At 71.9% G+C, this 14,303-nt stretch carries 15 protein-coding genes; 9 read left to right on the top strand and 6 right to left on the bottom strand.

The window, feature by feature from the left end; genetic code table 11:
- Window positions 1-56 precede the first annotated feature (56 nt).
- Genes HN013_RS19900 through HN013_RS19910 form a run of 3 tightly spaced genes read left to right on the top strand, consistent with a single transcriptional unit; the run spans window position 57 to window position 2,908 of the window.
- Window positions 57-683 carry a transcriptional regulator gene (locus HN013_RS19900; protein ID WP_171168074.1) on the top strand — a complete coding sequence of 209 codons (627 nt, stop codon included), beginning with the start codon at window positions 57-59 and terminating at the stop codon, window positions 681-683.
- The gene (locus HN013_RS19905; RefSeq protein ID WP_171168076.1) at window positions 680-2,278 is read left to right on the top strand and encodes a pyruvate, phosphate dikinase; all 1,599 of its coding nucleotides are present in this window, start codon (window positions 680-682) and stop codon (window positions 2,276-2,278) included. The genes HN013_RS19900 and HN013_RS19905 overlap by 4 nt, the downstream gene beginning before the upstream one ends.
- A 42-nt stretch (window positions 2,279-2,320) precedes the next feature.
- Entirely contained in the window at window positions 2,321-2,908 is a 588-nt protein-coding gene (locus HN013_RS19910) for a histidine phosphatase family protein (protein WP_171168078.1), read from the top strand.
- Between the two features lie 257 nt (window positions 2,909-3,165).
- On the opposite strand, the gene HN013_RS19915 is transcribed toward HN013_RS19910, so the two are convergent.
- Complete coding sequence (locus HN013_RS19915; protein ID WP_171168080.1) at window positions 3,166-3,690, bottom strand: hypothetical protein; 525 nt, start codon at window positions 3,688-3,690, stop codon at window positions 3,166-3,168.
- A gap of 546 nt (window positions 3,691-4,236) precedes the next feature.
- Here HN013_RS19915 and HN013_RS19920 point away from each other — a divergent pair.
- Entirely contained in the window at window positions 4,237-4,515 is a 279-nt protein-coding gene (locus HN013_RS19920; protein WP_171168082.1) for a hypothetical protein, read from the top strand.
- Window positions 4,516-4,707: 192 nt separating this feature from the next.
- On the opposite strand, the gene HN013_RS33965 is transcribed toward HN013_RS19920, so the two are convergent.
- Complete coding sequence (locus tag HN013_RS33965) at window positions 4,708-6,231, bottom strand: restriction endonuclease (RefSeq protein WP_312018653.1); 1,524 nt, start codon at window positions 6,229-6,231, stop codon at window positions 4,708-4,710.
- A 122-nt stretch (window positions 6,232-6,353) separates the two neighbouring features.
- Window positions 6,354-7,046 (bottom strand): TetR/AcrR family transcriptional regulator, encoded by a 693-nt coding sequence (locus HN013_RS19930; RefSeq protein ID WP_171168084.1) that lies wholly within the window; start codon window positions 7,044-7,046, stop codon window positions 6,354-6,356.
- Window positions 7,047-7,099: 53 nt separating this feature from the next.
- Here HN013_RS19930 and HN013_RS19935 point away from each other — a divergent pair, with 53 nt between their 5' ends.
- Window positions 7,100-8,218 (top strand): NAD(P)/FAD-dependent oxidoreductase, encoded by a 1,119-nt coding sequence (locus HN013_RS19935; protein WP_171168086.1) that lies wholly within the window; start codon window positions 7,100-7,102, stop codon window positions 8,216-8,218.
- Window positions 8,219-8,391: 173 nt separating this feature from the next.
- Here the strand turns inward: HN013_RS19935 and HN013_RS19940 are convergent, their stop codons facing one another.
- The gene (locus HN013_RS19940) at window positions 8,392-8,634 is read right to left on the bottom strand and encodes a hypothetical protein (RefSeq protein ID WP_171168088.1); all 243 of its coding nucleotides are present in this window, start codon (window positions 8,632-8,634) and stop codon (window positions 8,392-8,394) included.
- A 157-nt stretch (window positions 8,635-8,791) separates the two neighbouring features.
- Here HN013_RS19940 and HN013_RS19945 point away from each other — a divergent pair, with 157 nt between their 5' ends.
- The 3 genes from HN013_RS19945 to HN013_RS19955 all read left to right on the top strand — a co-directional run bounded on the left by HN013_RS19945 (window position 8,792) and on the right by HN013_RS19955 (window position 11,729).
- Entirely contained in the window at window positions 8,792-10,132 is a 1,341-nt protein-coding gene (locus tag HN013_RS19945; RefSeq protein WP_171168090.1) for a sensor histidine kinase, read from the top strand.
- Window positions 10,133-10,240: 108 nt separating this feature from the next.
- Entirely contained in the window at window positions 10,241-10,837 is a 597-nt protein-coding gene (locus HN013_RS19950; protein ID WP_249375170.1) for a response regulator transcription factor, read from the top strand.
- Window position 10,838: 1 nt separating this feature from the next.
- Window positions 10,839-11,729, top strand: coding sequence for an ATP-grasp domain-containing protein (locus HN013_RS19955; RefSeq protein WP_312018654.1), 891 nt, complete (start codon window positions 10,839-10,841; stop codon window positions 11,727-11,729).
- On the opposite strand, the gene HN013_RS19960 is transcribed toward HN013_RS19955, so the two are convergent.
- On the bottom strand, window positions 11,708-12,778 hold the full coding sequence (locus HN013_RS19960; RefSeq protein WP_171168094.1) for an alkene reductase: 1,071 nt from the start codon (window positions 12,776-12,778) through the stop codon (window positions 11,708-11,710). The genes HN013_RS19955 and HN013_RS19960 overlap by 22 nt on opposite strands.
- Before the next feature lie 244 nt (window positions 12,779-13,022).
- Between HN013_RS19960 and HN013_RS19965 the strand changes: the two genes are divergently transcribed.
- Window positions 13,023-13,556: a MarR family winged helix-turn-helix transcriptional regulator gene (locus tag HN013_RS19965; protein ID WP_171168096.1), complete on the top strand. Its 534-nt coding sequence runs from the start codon at window positions 13,023-13,025 to the stop codon at window positions 13,554-13,556.
- A 108-nt stretch (window positions 13,557-13,664) separates the two neighbouring features.
- On the opposite strand, the gene HN013_RS19970 is transcribed toward HN013_RS19965, so the two are convergent.
- Complete coding sequence (locus HN013_RS19970; RefSeq protein WP_171168098.1) at window positions 13,665-14,240, bottom strand: hypothetical protein; 576 nt, start codon at window positions 14,238-14,240, stop codon at window positions 13,665-13,667.
- Window positions 14,241-14,303 lie beyond the last annotated feature (63 nt).

Below are 14,303 nucleotides of genomic sequence, written 5' to 3' on the forward strand. Positions count from 1 at the left end.
GGCCGCGCGTTGGCCTTCCCGTGCCCCGAACCCCGCCTGAACCAGAGGGACAAGACGTGAACCGGCCCAAAACCCCCACCACGGACCCCGGCTTGCTGGTGCTGCACGCCCTGCGCTGCGCGGGCGCCACCGGCCTCGCCCGCCTCCACCTGGTCACGGGCCTCGACGAGTCCGACGTCGAGTCCGAGCTCATCGACCTCGGCGCCGCCGGCCTCGTCACCTGGGTGCCCGGCGCCCTGTCCGGCTGGAGCCTCACGGACGCCGGGCGCGCCGCCGACGCCGAGCGGATCACCGCCGAGCTGGAGTCGGCCGGTGCCCGTACGGCCGTGGAGGCGGCGTACGGCCGGTTCCTGGTGCTCAACCCGGAGCTGCTCGACCTCTGCACCGCATGGCAGCTCCGCGGCATCGACGACGTCCTGAGCGTCAACGACCACAGCGACCCCGCCTACGACGCCCAGGTCCTCGACCGGTTCGCCGACCTCGACCGGCGCGTGACCCCCGTGGCCGCCGAACTGGCAGCCGCACTGCCCCGGTTCGGCCGGTACCGCGTCCGCCTCGCCGACGCCCTCGGCCACGCCGCCGCCGGGCGGCTGGAGTACGTGACCGACAGCACCGCGTCGTACCACACCGTGTGGGCGGAGCTGCACGAAGACCTGCTCACCACCCTCGGGACGCAACGATGAGATGGATCCGCACGCTCTCCGCCCGGGCCGACGGGACGGCGGAGACGCTGGGCGGCAAGGCGCACGGCCTCGTCCTCCTGCACCGCCTCGGGCTGCGGGTGCCGGCCGGGTTCGTCATCACCACCGAGGCGTGCCGCGCCTTCCTCCGGGACGGACGTCGTCCCGACGGGCTCGACGACGAACTCGCGGCGGCCGTCGCGGGCCTGGAACGCTCCACCGGGCGCGTCTTCGGCGGGCCGCACAGGCCGCTAGCGGTGTCGGTGCGCTCGGGGGCCGGTGTGTCGATGCCCGGCATGATGAACACCATCCTCAACCTCGGCCTCACCACCGGGGCCACCGAGGGCCTGGCCGCCGAGACGGGCGACCGGCCGTTCGCCCTGGACTCGCGGCTGCGCTTCCTGACGGGCTTCGCCTCGGCGGTCACGCACGCGGACGTGGACGGCGCGGCGGCCGTCCACGGAGGAGACACCACCGCCGCGATGAGGGCGGTCGGGAGCGTGGTACGGGAACGCTGCGGCCGGCCGGTTCCCGACGACGCGGCCCGCCAGTTGGAGTGGGCGGTGGAGGCCGTGTTCTCGTCGTGGGACATGCCCCGCGCACGGACGTACCGCACGCTGAACGCCATCCCGCACGATCTCGGCACAGCGGTGGTCGTCCAGAGAATGGTGTTCGGGAACCGCGACGCCCGCAGCGGCACCGGAGTCGCGTTCAGCCGCGATCCCAACACCGGCCGGAACGTCCCCTACGGCGAGGTCCTGTTCGGCCACCAGGGAGAGGACGTCGTCTCCGGCAGGTCGGCGACCCGGCCGCTGGGCGAACTCGCCGGGCGGGAGCCGGGCGTGTGGGCGGAACTGCTCGACGCCCTGCGCCGGATCGAGGGGCACTACCGCGACGCCTGCTACGTCGAGTTCACCTTCGAGGCCGGCGAGCTGTGGATCCTCCAGGTCCGGCCGGGCCGGTTCGTCGGTGCCGCCGCCGTCCGCCTGGCCACCGAACTCGTCGACGAGCAGGCCATCGAACGTCACGAAGCACTGCTCCGGGTCTCGCCGCGGCACCTCCGGCACGTCCGCACACCGCGCATCGCACCGTCCGGGGAGACGGACGTGCTCGCCCGGGGACTCGGCGCCTGCCCCGGTGTCGCGGTCGGCCGGGTGGCGACCACGACGGACCGGGCCGTGCGCTTGGCCCGGGACGCCCCGGTCGTCCTGGTACGGCCGGAGACCTCCCCGAACGACATGCGCGGCCTCGCCGCCGCCACCGGGATCGTCACCGCGCGGGGCGGCCCGGCCGGCCACGCCGCCGTCGTCGCGCGCGCCATGGGCAAGCCCGCGGTCGTGGGCGTCACCGGCCTCACCGTCGACGTCGACTCCGGCTCCGTGACGGTCGGCGGCCGCATTGTCGGCGACGGCACCCTGATCACCATCGACGGGACCGGTGGCGAGGTCGCCCTCGGCACCCCCCGCGTCGTCACCGACGCGGCCGACGACCACCTCCGCCGGCTGCTCGCCTGGGCCGACGACGTCTCGGGCGACCACACCGCACGCGACGAGGCCCGGCGCCTCGACGCGGCCCACGCCGCACTGCGCCACCGCTGACCCCTTCCTCACCCGCACCCGAAACCTGCAAGGAGACCGGAAATGCCAACCCGGCACGTGTACTTGGTACGGCACGGAGCGGCGGACCCGTTCGGGGAACTGACCGACGTCGGACAGCGGCAGTCGGAACTGACCGGGCAGCGCCTGTCCGCCCTGCCGATCGACACGGTGTGGCACTCACCCCTGCCCAGAGCCGTGCGCTCCGCGGAGATCATCGGCACCCACCTGCCGAACGCCGCCGTACGGGAAGCGCCCGAACTGATCGACCACGTACCGCACGTACCGGAGCAGGCACCCCCGGACTGGGCCCCGTTCTTCGACGGCTACAGCACCGAGGACGCCACCGAGGCCGCCCGCCGCTCCTCCGCCCTGACCGCCCGATTCGCCCGCCCCGCCGACACCGAGACGCACGAGGTCCTGGTCACCCACGCCTATCCGGTGGCCTGGCTGCTCCGGCACGCCCTCGACGCGCCTCCGCTGCGCTGGCTCGGCCTGAACTGCGGGAACACGGCGCTGACAGTGATCGAGTACCGCGACGGTCCGGCGCCGACGGTACTGCTGTACAACGACATGGGACACCTGCCGGCCGAACTGCGATGGACGGGATTCGGCGCCGGCGTGCGACCGTGAGGCGTGAGGCGTGAGGCGTGAAAGCAGCCTGGAGGAGCTCGGCTCGTTCAAGGCCGCCCGTAAATGGCTGATCGGATGGGCCGTTGACGGACACCTGGGAACGGACCCTCATAGCCGTCCCGGCAACGGCGGGCGCCGATGACGACATTGACCGGGACCGTTGTGCACTCCACCGTAGTCCGAGCCCACCAGCACGCCGACCGGTCCGCGCAGCGGGCCGCCCTCCGGTCGGCGCCGCCCCTGCGTGCGCGGAGAGGTCACCCCGCCTTGAGCCACCAGGATTCGATGTCGTTGTCGATGGGTTCGGCCCAGGGGACACCATTGATCGGTTTGTCCATGGTGCTGTTGTCCCAGGTACGGCTTCGGCCTCCGTATCGGCCGTCGACGTACCCTGTCACCGCGCTGCACGTCCCGTAACTCCTGAAGGACGAGACCTTGTTCGCGAGCTCTCCCAGGTCAGGAATGCCGTATCCGGCGGCGTCGCATCCGCCGTCGCGGCCGTAGAACTCGTCGCTGTCTCCTCCATAGCGCGAAAGGTCCCAGTGCTTGAGGAGGAGGGCGCGCGCCAGAGGGACTTGGGAGCGAAGGTCGGCTTCGCTCTCACCCTGGTCGGTGCAGCGGTGTTCGATCACGCGTGATTCGCGCTCGCCCGGCTTGAGCTTGTCGAGCACCGTGATGCAGTGCCGCTGTGCGGGTGGTTCCACAGCAACCGCGTTCGGACCGATGCTCAGGCTGGCGCAAGCCGTTACGGCCAGCGAGAGAAGGATCTTCTTTGCGCGCACTTGTCGCCTCTCTGTCGCTTGTTGTCGTAACGCGGAAGCACCCCTCGACTTGGTCGCCGGGTGCAAGGAACGGTTCGACTTCCGGAACAGGTGAGAATGGCCAATAGCTCGCAAAACTAGCCTAAAATCCGTAAGTAGCGACATCCCTCATTTGGGGGGTTAGTCGAATGTTTGCCGGGTTGTTCACCGATTTGGGTGTTAAAGGTGTTTGTGCTCTTCCTGGTGTGTTGCCTCAGGGGGCGCCCGGTGCCCCGCACGTCGCCGGCAGGTGTGCGGTGAGGCGCCGAGCCGCTTCGCCGAGCGCTCTACCTCATGCTGGCCCATTGAAGCGGCAGTTAAAGGGTTCCCGGGAACGGCGGAAGCCCGGCGTCTTGCCGATTGAGTGCAACTCCCCAGCAACGGCTAGGATTTGGTCGTTCTTGGGAAGGGGCACTGATGGGCACCAGATTTATTGAGGTAGACGAATCGCGGCAAGATGAGCCGGGTGTGCGGAAGGGAGGCAGGACATTGACGGTAGGAGATCAGTCCGTCACCCAGGAGACATGGGTGAAGGTTGAAGCCTACGACGACCTCGATCCGACCGTGACGGGGGATGTCCATCTGCACACGTTCGCAGTCCCGGGGATGGAAGTACGGGTGGGGGCCGCGAAGGATGACGAGGACGGAAGCGGCGAATTCGAAACCAGGCTGATCCCGTCTGTTCAGTATTACCAGATAGAGCTTGGGCCCGACTCGCTGAACAGACTTCATGATGCGCTCAAGCCCTTCATCGCCGCCGCGAAGGAATGTGAGCCGCCAAAGGGCCGCAAGGTCCGCGCCAAGTAGTCAGCGTTCAGGGAAATTTCAAAGGGTCGCACAATGCACACGGCCGGCGCCGTCGCCGTGCCTTTGCTGACCGGCGCTCGGGTCGCGCCGTCCCCCGAAGGCTCCCCGTCTCCGTGACGGGGGGCCTCGCCATGTGCGGGGATCTTCCCGTGCAGGGCGACTGCCCGCCGGGATGGGCCAGCTCTCCTCGCGTCACGTGAGGTCTCGCGCCTCCCAGCCGGGCGGCACCTTCGGCAGCCCGATCAGCGCGTCGATGCCGAGGTGTTCGAGAAGCAGGGCCTTGAGGCCGCGGCCGTCGATCAGTTCCATGCGGCCGGTGCGGTGGGCGAAGTCCTGGCTGGTCTTTCCGAACCAGCCGGTGGTGACGAGGATGCCTTTGGCCGCGGCCTTGTCGTGCATGACGCCGGCCAGTGCGCGTACCGCTTCGGCGGGAACGGCATTCTTGGTCCGCTTCGCCTGGATGATGCACAGGCCGCCGATGATCGGGTCCTCGTTGGTGGCGACCGCGTCCACACCGTCGTCGCGGGAGGCTTGTGTCACCCATGCTTTGAGGCCGATCTCCTCGAACAGGCGCCTGATCAGGTGCTCGAATTCGATGGGGTTGATGGTCACGAGGTCGGGGCGACTGTCCAGGCCCGCGACGACGTCGACCTCCGGGGCGAGTTTGTATTTGCCAAGGTCGAAGGTGACCACAGGACGCACGGGTTCGAGGTCGTAGGGGTGCTGGGAGACGATGGCGTTCAGGTGGTGCAGACAGGCGACCGGATCCAGTTCGGGCTCGTCCAGAACCAAATCGTCGAAGGCCTCACGCGTGCTCCGAAGGCTGACGAGGCAGGGACGGATCGGCTTCCCCGTGGCCTTGTCCTTGCTGCGTACGTGGCCGTTGAAGACGACGACGTCCACGAGGGCGGGAGGTGCGACGGCGAAGGTTTCGTCGATGGCGCGCAGGGCCATCCGCGCCACGAGCGCCTGGTACAAGGCCTTTGTTTCTGCTTGCTTGCGGGGCTGGGGCACAACCGTTCCCGGAGCGGGCGATGCCCGGTAGCGGTAGCCGGCGGCAGTGGGCACGACGTCCTGGCCCGGGAAGTCACGTTCCAGGCGTAGTTCGCGGGTCTCCGGGATGAACGCGAGACGGAACTCGCCGCCATGGAGTCCTTCGGGGTAATCCACCTGGGCGAGAGCCCGGTCCAGGACGGCCAACAAGCCGTCGGACCCATCGTCGGCAAACGCGGCTTCGGCGGGAAGGCGGTACGTGTGAAGGCCGGTTGCACGCCGGTGGAGGATCGTCTCCAACTGCTCCAGGCGGTCCAGGGCGTGACGGGTTCGCTGCTCGGCATCCAGCCGCAGAGCCTCCACGGCCCGGGCCCTGGCCGCCTTCTCGGTCTCTCTCGCCGCTCGTTCCTCGGCCTTCAGACGCCGAGCGGCCGCCCTCTCCCGCTCGGCCTGCCGGCGCTCCAGGTCCCGCACGACCTGTTCCGCCTTGCGGGCACGGTCCGCCTGCTCCTTCTCGGCGGCCTTGCGCGCCTGCTCCCAGGCCCGGGCCTGCTCTCCGGCCGCCCGCGCTTCGGCGCGCTCCCGCCGCTGCCGGTCCTGTTCCGCCGCCCGCGCCCGCCGTAACTCCTCCTGCTGCTGCCGCTTCTGCTCGGCTTCCTTCGCCTTCTGGCGCTGCTGGTACGCGGACAGCAGTTGACCCGCCAGAGACTTCCTGCGCGCCACGTCCCCTCCCACAGGCCGATTCCGCCGTACAACGCTGCCCATCGGCAGGGAGCTGTAACCATGGGCCGTGGGCCGGCCACGTCAGGCCGGCTGTTCCTTCCGCCACAAGCAGGGGCTGGGCGTCACGCCGGTGGCCGGGTGAGTTTGGCGGCCACGGCGTCGAGGACCCAGTCCAGGCCGGTCGCGAAGGATGCCTCGGCGTCCACGTCCGTGCCGTCGTGCACGACCCTGGCCAGCGCCGGGAAGCGGCCGGTGGCCAGCATTCTCGTCACATGCGGGCCGGAGGCCCGCTGCCAGTCGTGCTTGGACAGGCCGGTGGCGCGCTCGGCCCGCAGGTTCGTGATCTCACGCCTGATCGCGCCGATGAAGTAGGCGCTGACGGTCTCCACGGCGCGCATGACGGTGTCGACATCGGCGAGGCCGTCGAATGCGGCCAGCGTGGTCTCGGTCACGACAAGGCCGTTCGGGCCCAGGGCCGGGCGACCGCCGAGGAGGTCGGCCAGCCATTCGTGACGGAGGGCGGCCTGCCTGGTGCGCCGGGCGAGGGCGCGCAACGCCTCCCGCCAGTCGCCGGGCTGCTCCTCGGGGCGGATCTCGGCGTGGACCTCGTCCACCATGAGGTCGAACAGCTCCTCCTTGGTGGAGATGTATCGGTACAACCGCATCGGGCCGACGTCCAGGCGCGCGGCGACCTTGCGCATGGAAACCGCCTCCAGCCCGCCCTCGTCGGCCAGCGCGATGGCGGCGGTGACGATCCGCTCCCGGTCGAGCGGCACGGGTTGAGTCGGCGGCTCCGGCCGGTCCCACACAGTCATGGTCATACCGTACCGTTGCGATACAGCGTAATGAGGCAATACAGTGTATCGACATGAGACACCGCATCGCAGTGGTCGGGAGCGGTCCTGCCGGCCTTACCTTCGCCCGGGTCCTGCACCGCCATGATCACCCCGTCACCGTCCTCGAACGCGATCCCGCCCCCGACGCCCGCCCCCCGGGCGGCACGCTGGACCTGCACGAGGGGCTGGGCCAGCTCGCAGTGGACAAGGCGGGGCTGCTGGCGGAGTTCAAGGCGCTGTCCCGGCCCGAGGGGCAGGCCATGCGCATCCTGGACGCGGACGGGACCGTCCTGCGCGACTGGCGACCCCGTCCGGGTGACCGGGCCAATCCCGAGATCGACCGGGGGCAACTCCGTGACCTGCTGCTCGGCCCGGTCGACATCCAGTGGGGGCGGGGCGTGACGCAGGTGGTGCCGGGAACCCGGGATGGCGTCCTGGTCCATTTCGCGGACGGACGGCAGGAGGCGTTCGACCTCGTGGTCGGCGCGGACGGCGCCTGGTCCCGGACCCGCCCGGCGGTCTCATCGGTGACGCCGCACTACACCGGCGTCACCTTGGTCGAGACCTCCCTGGACGACGTCGACGCCCGCCACCCCGACCTCGCCCGGTTGATCGGCGACGGTTCCGTCGCGGTGTACGGCGTGAACCGAGCTGTCGTCGCCCAGCGCAACAGCGGCGGCCACGTCAAGGTGTACGCCCAGTTCCGCGCGCCGCTGGACTGGCACACAAACCTGGATCCGGCCGACGCCGAGGCCGTGCGGTCGAGTCTGCTGGCCCTGTTCGACGGCTGGGCCGCTCCCGTCCTCGACCTCCTCCGCCACGGCACCGCTTTCGCCCACCGCCCCCTCTACGCCCTGCCCGCGTCCCACACCTGGACCCACGTCCCCGGGGTGACGCTACTGGGCGACGCCGCCCATCTGATGCCCCCATTGGGGGCGGGCGCGAACCTCGCGATGCTGGAGGGCGCCGAACTCGCCGAGTCCATCGCCGCCGGCCCCGGAGATCTGGACGAGGCTGTCCGCGCCTTCGAGGAACAGATGTGGGCACGGGCCGGCAGGTGGGCGGAGATCACGATGACCGGTCTGGAACGCCTTGTGAGCCCGGACCCCGCCGAAGCCCTCGCCCTCTTCGACCAAGTCCAGTCGTCCTGACTGCACTTGGCAGGCGCGAGAGCTCCAGCACCAACAGCTCGCCATGGCCTCACGGGGCGGTACGGCACCGGGCAGCGGTCCCTTCCGGCCTTCCGGGCGAGTCGAGGATGACGTCGGCCGAACCGGTCCCGCGACCGACAGCCCGTCAGTCACCCGCCGGCGTCGACAGATCCTCAGCGCCGGCATTCGTTCCGATGTCCCTCGACCCCCGCGCCCCGGCGCCCCAAGGACTGGCCCAGCAGGCCCAGGGCGATTCCCAGCACCACGAACACGATGTTCGCGTAGACCTCGTACCCGTCGGGCGCGAGGTACCGCAGGAAGCCGAAGAGGCGGAACCCGCCGACCCAGTCGTGCAGCAGACCGGCCAGCCCGCCCACTGTCAGGACGAAGCTCACAAAACCCAGCACACTCTTCATACGACGATGCTGGGCGCCGGAGGCCGGGCCGGGGATCCGTCCTCGGGAGGCGCCGGGCCGACCGAAGGACGTTTCCCGCGGGCCGGGTGTCGTCCGAAGGTATCGGCCCGCCGCGGGCCCCTCGCTCCGGGCTTCCGTGAACGCATACATTCCGGTCATGACCCGCCTTCGCCCCGCCACCCGCGACCGGCTCGCCGACCTCGGCTGCTTCCTGGCGGCCGCCGCCTTCTCGGTGCTCACCGCCGAGGACGCGCTGGCCGGCCGGCAGTTGTCCGACGAGGCGCTGTTCGCCGACCAGCTGGCGGGCGGCCTCGCGTGCGCGGCGCTGTTCGTGAGGCGGCGGTGGCCGGTCCAGCTCGCGGTCGCGCTGGTGGTGACCGGGGCGTTCTCGCACTTCGCCGCCGGACCGATCATGGTCGCCCTGTTCACCGTCGCCGCCCACTGCCCGCCGCGCGTCACCCGGTGGGTCGCCGCGTTCACGGCCCTGCCCCTGCCCGTCTTCCTGCTCGGCCGGCCGGAGGCGGGCGACCCCGAAACCGGTTCCGCGCTCACCTACTTCGCCCTGGTCGCCGGCTCCTTCGGGTGGGGCCTGTACGTCGCCTCGCGACGCCGGCTCGTCGCCGGGCTGCGCGAACGCGTCGAACGGGCGGGGGAGGAGGCGCGGCGGCAGGTGCGCGAGGACATCGCGCGGGAGATGCACGACGTGCTCGCGCACCGGCTCTCGCTGCTCAGCGTGCACGCGGGTGCCCTGGAGTTCCGCCCGGACGCACCGCCCGAGGACGTCCGGCGGGCCTCCGGGGTGATCCGGGACGCCGCGTACCAGGCCCTGGAGGACCTCCGCGAGATCATCGGCGTCCTGCGGCTCCCGGCCGGCGACGCCCCGGACCGGCCGCAGCCGACCCTCGACGACCTCCCCCGGCTGGTCGACGAGTCCCGCGCGGCGGGGGCGCGGGTCGCGTTGGACCTCCGGACGGGCACCGGGGCACCGGTCGCCGCCGCCACCGGACGCACCGTCTACCGGATCGTCCAGGAAGGGCTCACCAACGCCCGCAAGCACGCGCCCGGCGCGGAGGTCGTCGTCACCGTCGGCGGCGACCCCGGCGCGGGGCTGACCGTGGAGGTGCGCAACGCGCTGTCCGCGGCGGCCACTCCCGTCCCAGCCACTCCCATACCGGCCGCCCCTGTCCCGGCCACCGTCATCCCTGGCGCCGGGCAGGGCCTCGTCGGCCTCGCCGAGCGGGCCCGGCTCGCGGGCGGCCGGCTCGAACACGGCCGGGTCGGCGGGGACTTCCGGCTGGACGCGTGGCTGCCCTGGACCGGGCGGCGCGAACCGGACGGCGGGAGTGGCACGGAGCTCCGGAGGGACGGCAACGGCGGGGACTGCCGGGGCTACAGCGACAGCGGCGACAGCGGGGACGGGCCCGGGTCGCCCGTCCCCGCAACCGTCGCCGTCCCGATCCCCATCCCTTCCCCGGCACCCGACACGACCGGCCGATAGAGTGGGGCACCACCACCCGACCTGCGAGGAAGCCCGGTGACCGAGTCCCCGACCGTCCGTGTCCTCCTGGTCGACGACGACCCGCTGGTCCGGTCGGGGCTGCGGCTGATGCTGGGCGGCGCGGCCGGCATCGAGATCGTCGCCGAGGCGGCGGACGGCGGCGAGGTGGAGCCGCTCGTCGACGCGCACGCCCCCGACGTCGTCCTGATGGACATCCGGATGCCCACGGTCGACGGACTCGCGGCCACCGAGGCCCTGCGGAGCCGCCCGCGGCCGCCCGAGGTCATCGTGCTGACCACGTTCAACTCCGACGACCACGTCCTGCGCGCCCTGCGGGCCGGCGCCGCCGGCTTTGTGCTCAAGCACACGCCGCCGGGGCAGATCGTGGAGGCCGTCCGGCGGGTGGCCGCCGGCGAGCCGGTGCTCTCCCCGGCCGTCACCCGGCAGCTCATCGACCGGGTGGCGGACGGCACCGGCCGCGACGACCGGGCGGCGCGGGCCGGGCAGCGGCTCGCGCTGCTCGGCGAGCGGGAGCGCGAGGTGGCCGTCGCCGTGGGCCGGGGCAAGTCGAACGCGGAGATCGCCGCCGGGCTGTACATGAGCGTGCCCACGGTCAAGACCCACGTCTCCCGCATCCTCGCCAAACTCGGCCTGAACAACCGGGTGCAGATCGCCCTCCTCGTCAACGACGCCGGGGAGCTGTGAGGTGACGGCCGCAAAGGGGAGCGGCTTCCTGGCGCTCGCCCCGCAGTACACGTCGACCCGGGAGCTGCTGGCGCACGCCGCGCGCCGCCGGGGCATGGACGTCGTGACGCTCCCCGCCCGGCCCGGCGCGGACGAGCCCGGCCCCGGGCCGGGCGGCCACTACTACGGCGGCCCCCGCTACGCGGCCCGGTTCGGAGCCGGTCTGGGGGTGGCCCTCCTGGAGCCGGACGACGACTGGCTGCCCGGGCTCCCCTTCGCGTACCGCCGCCGGAAGACGGTCCTGACCACCCTGGACGCGGCCCGCGGCCTGGACCGGCCCGCCTTCGTGAAGCCGCCGTCCGACAAGAGCTTCCGGGCCGCCGTCCACCCCGACGGCAGCGGACTGCCCACCGGCGCGGACCTGCCCCCCGAGACGCCGGTGCAGATCGCCGAAGTGGTGGACTGGGACGTCGAGTTCCGGCTGTTCGTCCTGGACGGTGAGGTGCGCACCGGCAGTCAGTACGCGGTCCACGGTCGGCTCGAAGCCGCCCCGCTCGACGGGCACCGGCACCGGAGCGCCGTCCTCGCCTTCGCCCGCCGCCTCCTCGGCGCCTGCGGCGACTCGCTGCCCAGCGCGGTCGTCGTCGACGTCGGGCTGCTGCGCACGGACCGCGCCCCGGACGCCGAGTGGGCGGTGGTCGAGGCCAACATGGCCTGGTTCAGCAACTGTTACGCCGCGGACCCGGACCGCGCGCTCGACGTCGTCCTGCGTGCGGCCGGCCCCCGGGCGGGGCTGGCCGCCCGGGACCGCAGGTTCTGCCGCGGTGTCCCGCGCGACACCCTCGGTCGAGACACCGCCGTTCACGACACCCCCGGTCGCGACACCCCCGGTCAGGCGGGCAGGGCGGGGTAGTCGGTGTAGCCGGTGTCGTCCCCGCCGTAGAAGGTGGCCCGGTCCGGGGTGTTGAAGGGGCCACCGGCCGCGAGGCGGCGGGGCAGGTCCGGGTTGGCCAGGAACAGCGCGCCGAAGGCGATCATGTCCGCGGTGCCGTCCTCGACGAGGGCGAGGCTGTCCGGGCCGGTGAACTCCGGGTGGGTGAACGGGTTCAGGATGAAGGTGCCCGGCCAGTTCTTGCGCAGCCGCAGGGTCAGGTCCCGGTCCGGCCCCTCCATCAGGTGCAGGTAGGCGAGGCCCAGCGGGGCGAGCCGCTCCAGCAGCGCGCCGTAGGTCTCCTCCAGGCCGTCCTCGGCGATGTCGTTGTACGGGTTGCCGGGGGAGATCCGGAAGGCGGTCCTGTCGGCGCCGATCGCCTCGGCGACGGCCTCGGCGAGCTCGACGCCGAAGCGGACGCGGCCCTCGACGGAGCCGCCCCAGGCGTCGGTGCGCCGGTTGGCGTTGGGGGCGAGGAACTGGTGGATCAGGTAGCCGTTCGCCCCGTGCAGCTCCACCCCGTCGAAGCCCGCGGCGATCGCGTTGCGGGCCGCGGAGGCGAAGTCGGCGATCGTGCCGCGGATCTCGTCCTCGGTGAGCTCCTTGGGGGTGACGAAGTCCTGCGGCCCCGCGTGGGTGTACACCTGGCCTACGGGGGCGACGGCCGAGGGGGCGACCGGGTGCATGCCCTCGGGCAGCAGGCTGGGGTGGCTGACGCGGCCGGTGTGCATCAGCTGGGCGAAGATCGTGCCGCCCCGGCGGTGGACGGCGTCGGTCACCGTCCGCCAGGCCGCCACCTGCTCCTCGGAGTGCAGGCCCGGGGTGTCGGTGTAGCCCTGGCCGATCACCGACGGCTGCGTGCCCTCGGTGACGATCAGGCCGGCGTCCGCCCGTTGCGCGTAGTAGGCCGCCATCGACGGCGTCGGGGTGGCGCCGGGCCCGAAGGCGCGGCTGCGGGTCATCGGGGCCATCACGATGCGGTTGGCCAGACGCTTGCCGGCCAGCTCGATCGGTTCGAATGCGGTGGTCATGGCTGTTCTTCCTCCGACAGGGGCGGGTCGCGGGCTCCCGGGTCCGGGAGTCGCGGGCTCGGGACATGAAGTTACCTGTCCGAACAACTAAAGGCTACCTCGTCATTCCCGGGCCTTCGGTTCCCCTGAGATGCCCAGCTCATCGCGGTGATCTGCGCTCGTTGGGGCCTCCCGTTGTAGGGTGAGTGCATCCCAGTAGGGGTTGGTACTTGTTCAGTCAGTTCAACAGGAGGCGGGTGCCGTCATGAGCCGGTCGACGAGCGGAGACGCCGGGGACTGCCCGGTCACCGGGGCGGTGGAGGGGGTGACGGACGGGGTGACGGTGCCCATCCCCGCCTCCGCCCAGGCGGGGCCGGTCAGCCACGCGATCTTCCGCGTCGCCCGTCTCCACCGCATGATCGGCGGACAGCTCCTGCGCCGCGTCGGCCTCCATCTCGGCCAGGAGCTGGTGATGATGCAACTGTGGGAGCTCGGCCCCCAGCGCCAGACCGACCTCGTCCGTCTGCTCGACTCCGACGCCGCCACCATGACCCGGACGATCCAGCGGCTCGAACACGCCGGCTTCGTCCGCCGCTGCCCCTGCGCGACCGACAAGCGCGCCGTCATCATCGAGCCCACCGCGGCCAGCCTCGCCCTGCGCCGCGACGTCGAGCGCATCTGGTCCGAGCTGGAGGACGCCGCCACCGGCGACCTCACCGCCGACGAGCGGGACATGGCCCTGCACATCCTGCGACGCCTGGAGGACAACCTCGCCCGCTCCGCGACCGCGACGTCCTGATCCCGACGTCCTGATTCTGGGCTCTGATCCCGGCGATCGAAGGCGGGTTCAGTGGCCGCGCGGGAACGCGGGCCGAGCCCGGCCCCGCGGGGAGCCGCCACCGGATCATCAGCCGATCGGCCCTGCCTTGCAGGCGGCGTCGGTGACCGCTTTGCCGGAGGAGGCGACGGTCTTGGCGGCGGTATCGGCAGTCCTCCCCGCGGTGTCCGCGGTCCGTCCCGCCGCGTCGGCGGCCGTGCTCGTGGCGGCCGTGCTCGCGGCAGCCGCCGCCTTGCCCGCGGTGGCGGCCGCCGTCTCCGCCGCACCGGAGGCCGCCTCGCCCGACGCCTTCTCCGCGGCCCCTGCTGCCCCCGCCCCCGCCGCCGGTGCCGCCCCCGCCGCGGTGGCCAGCAGCGGCTGAAGCCGCTGAAGGGTGACGACGAGCAGGCCCGTGACCTCGTTGAGCTCCCGCAGTACCTCCGACAGCCCGGCCAGGCCGCCGAGGGCACCCGACTGCGGGGTCCTCCCCGCCCCCGGGCCGTCCCCGGAGCCGAACAGGGCGGAAAGCAGCGCCCATTGCTCCCGCCGGCCGACCCGCTCACCGCTTTCCCGGTCCCGGTCCCGGTCCAGGAACTCGTCGAACGCTTTCTTGGAATCGTTCGCCAGCGCCGCGATGAGTTCTTTCAGCACCTCGGTGCTCGCCATGGACTCGGTCCCTTCGCATCGATGGGAAATTCCGCGGGAAATTCCGCACGCTCCCGTAATGCC

The organism is Streptomyces sp. I05A-00742 (assembly GCF_013055795.1).
Taxonomy (GTDB): Bacteria; Actinomycetota; Actinomycetes; order Streptomycetales; family Streptomycetaceae; genus Streptomyces.

Coding starts and splice junctions, on each gene's coding strand:
- HN013_RS19905 (WP_171168076.1), top strand. CDS start 680: ATGAGATGGATCCGCACGCTCTCCGCCCGGGCCGACGGGACGGCGGAG.
- HN013_RS19910 (WP_171168078.1), top strand. CDS start 2,321: ATGCCAACCCGGCACGTGTACTTGGTACGGCACGGAGCGGCGGACCCG.
- HN013_RS19930 (WP_171168084.1), bottom strand. CDS start 7,046: ATGACTGTGTGGGACCGGCCGGAGCCGCCGACTCAACCCGTGCCGCTC.
- HN013_RS19935 (WP_171168086.1), top strand. CDS start 7,100: ATGAGACACCGCATCGCAGTGGTCGGGAGCGGTCCTGCCGGCCTTACC.
- HN013_RS19940 (WP_171168088.1), bottom strand. CDS start 8,634: ATGAAGAGTGTGCTGGGTTTTGTGAGCTTCGTCCTGACAGTGGGCGGG.
- HN013_RS19945 (WP_171168090.1), top strand. CDS start 8,792: ATGACCCGCCTTCGCCCCGCCACCCGCGACCGGCTCGCCGACCTCGGC.
- HN013_RS19950 (WP_249375170.1), top strand. CDS start 10,241: ATGCTGGGCGGCGCGGCCGGCATCGAGATCGTCGCCGAGGCGGCGGAC.
- HN013_RS19960 (WP_171168094.1), bottom strand. CDS start 12,778: ATGACCACCGCATTCGAACCGATCGAGCTGGCCGGCAAGCGTCTGGCC.
- HN013_RS19965 (WP_171168096.1), top strand. CDS start 13,023: ATGAGCCGGTCGACGAGCGGAGACGCCGGGGACTGCCCGGTCACCGGG.
- HN013_RS19970 (WP_171168098.1), bottom strand. CDS start 14,240: ATGGCGAGCACCGAGGTGCTGAAAGAACTCATCGCGGCGCTGGCGAAC.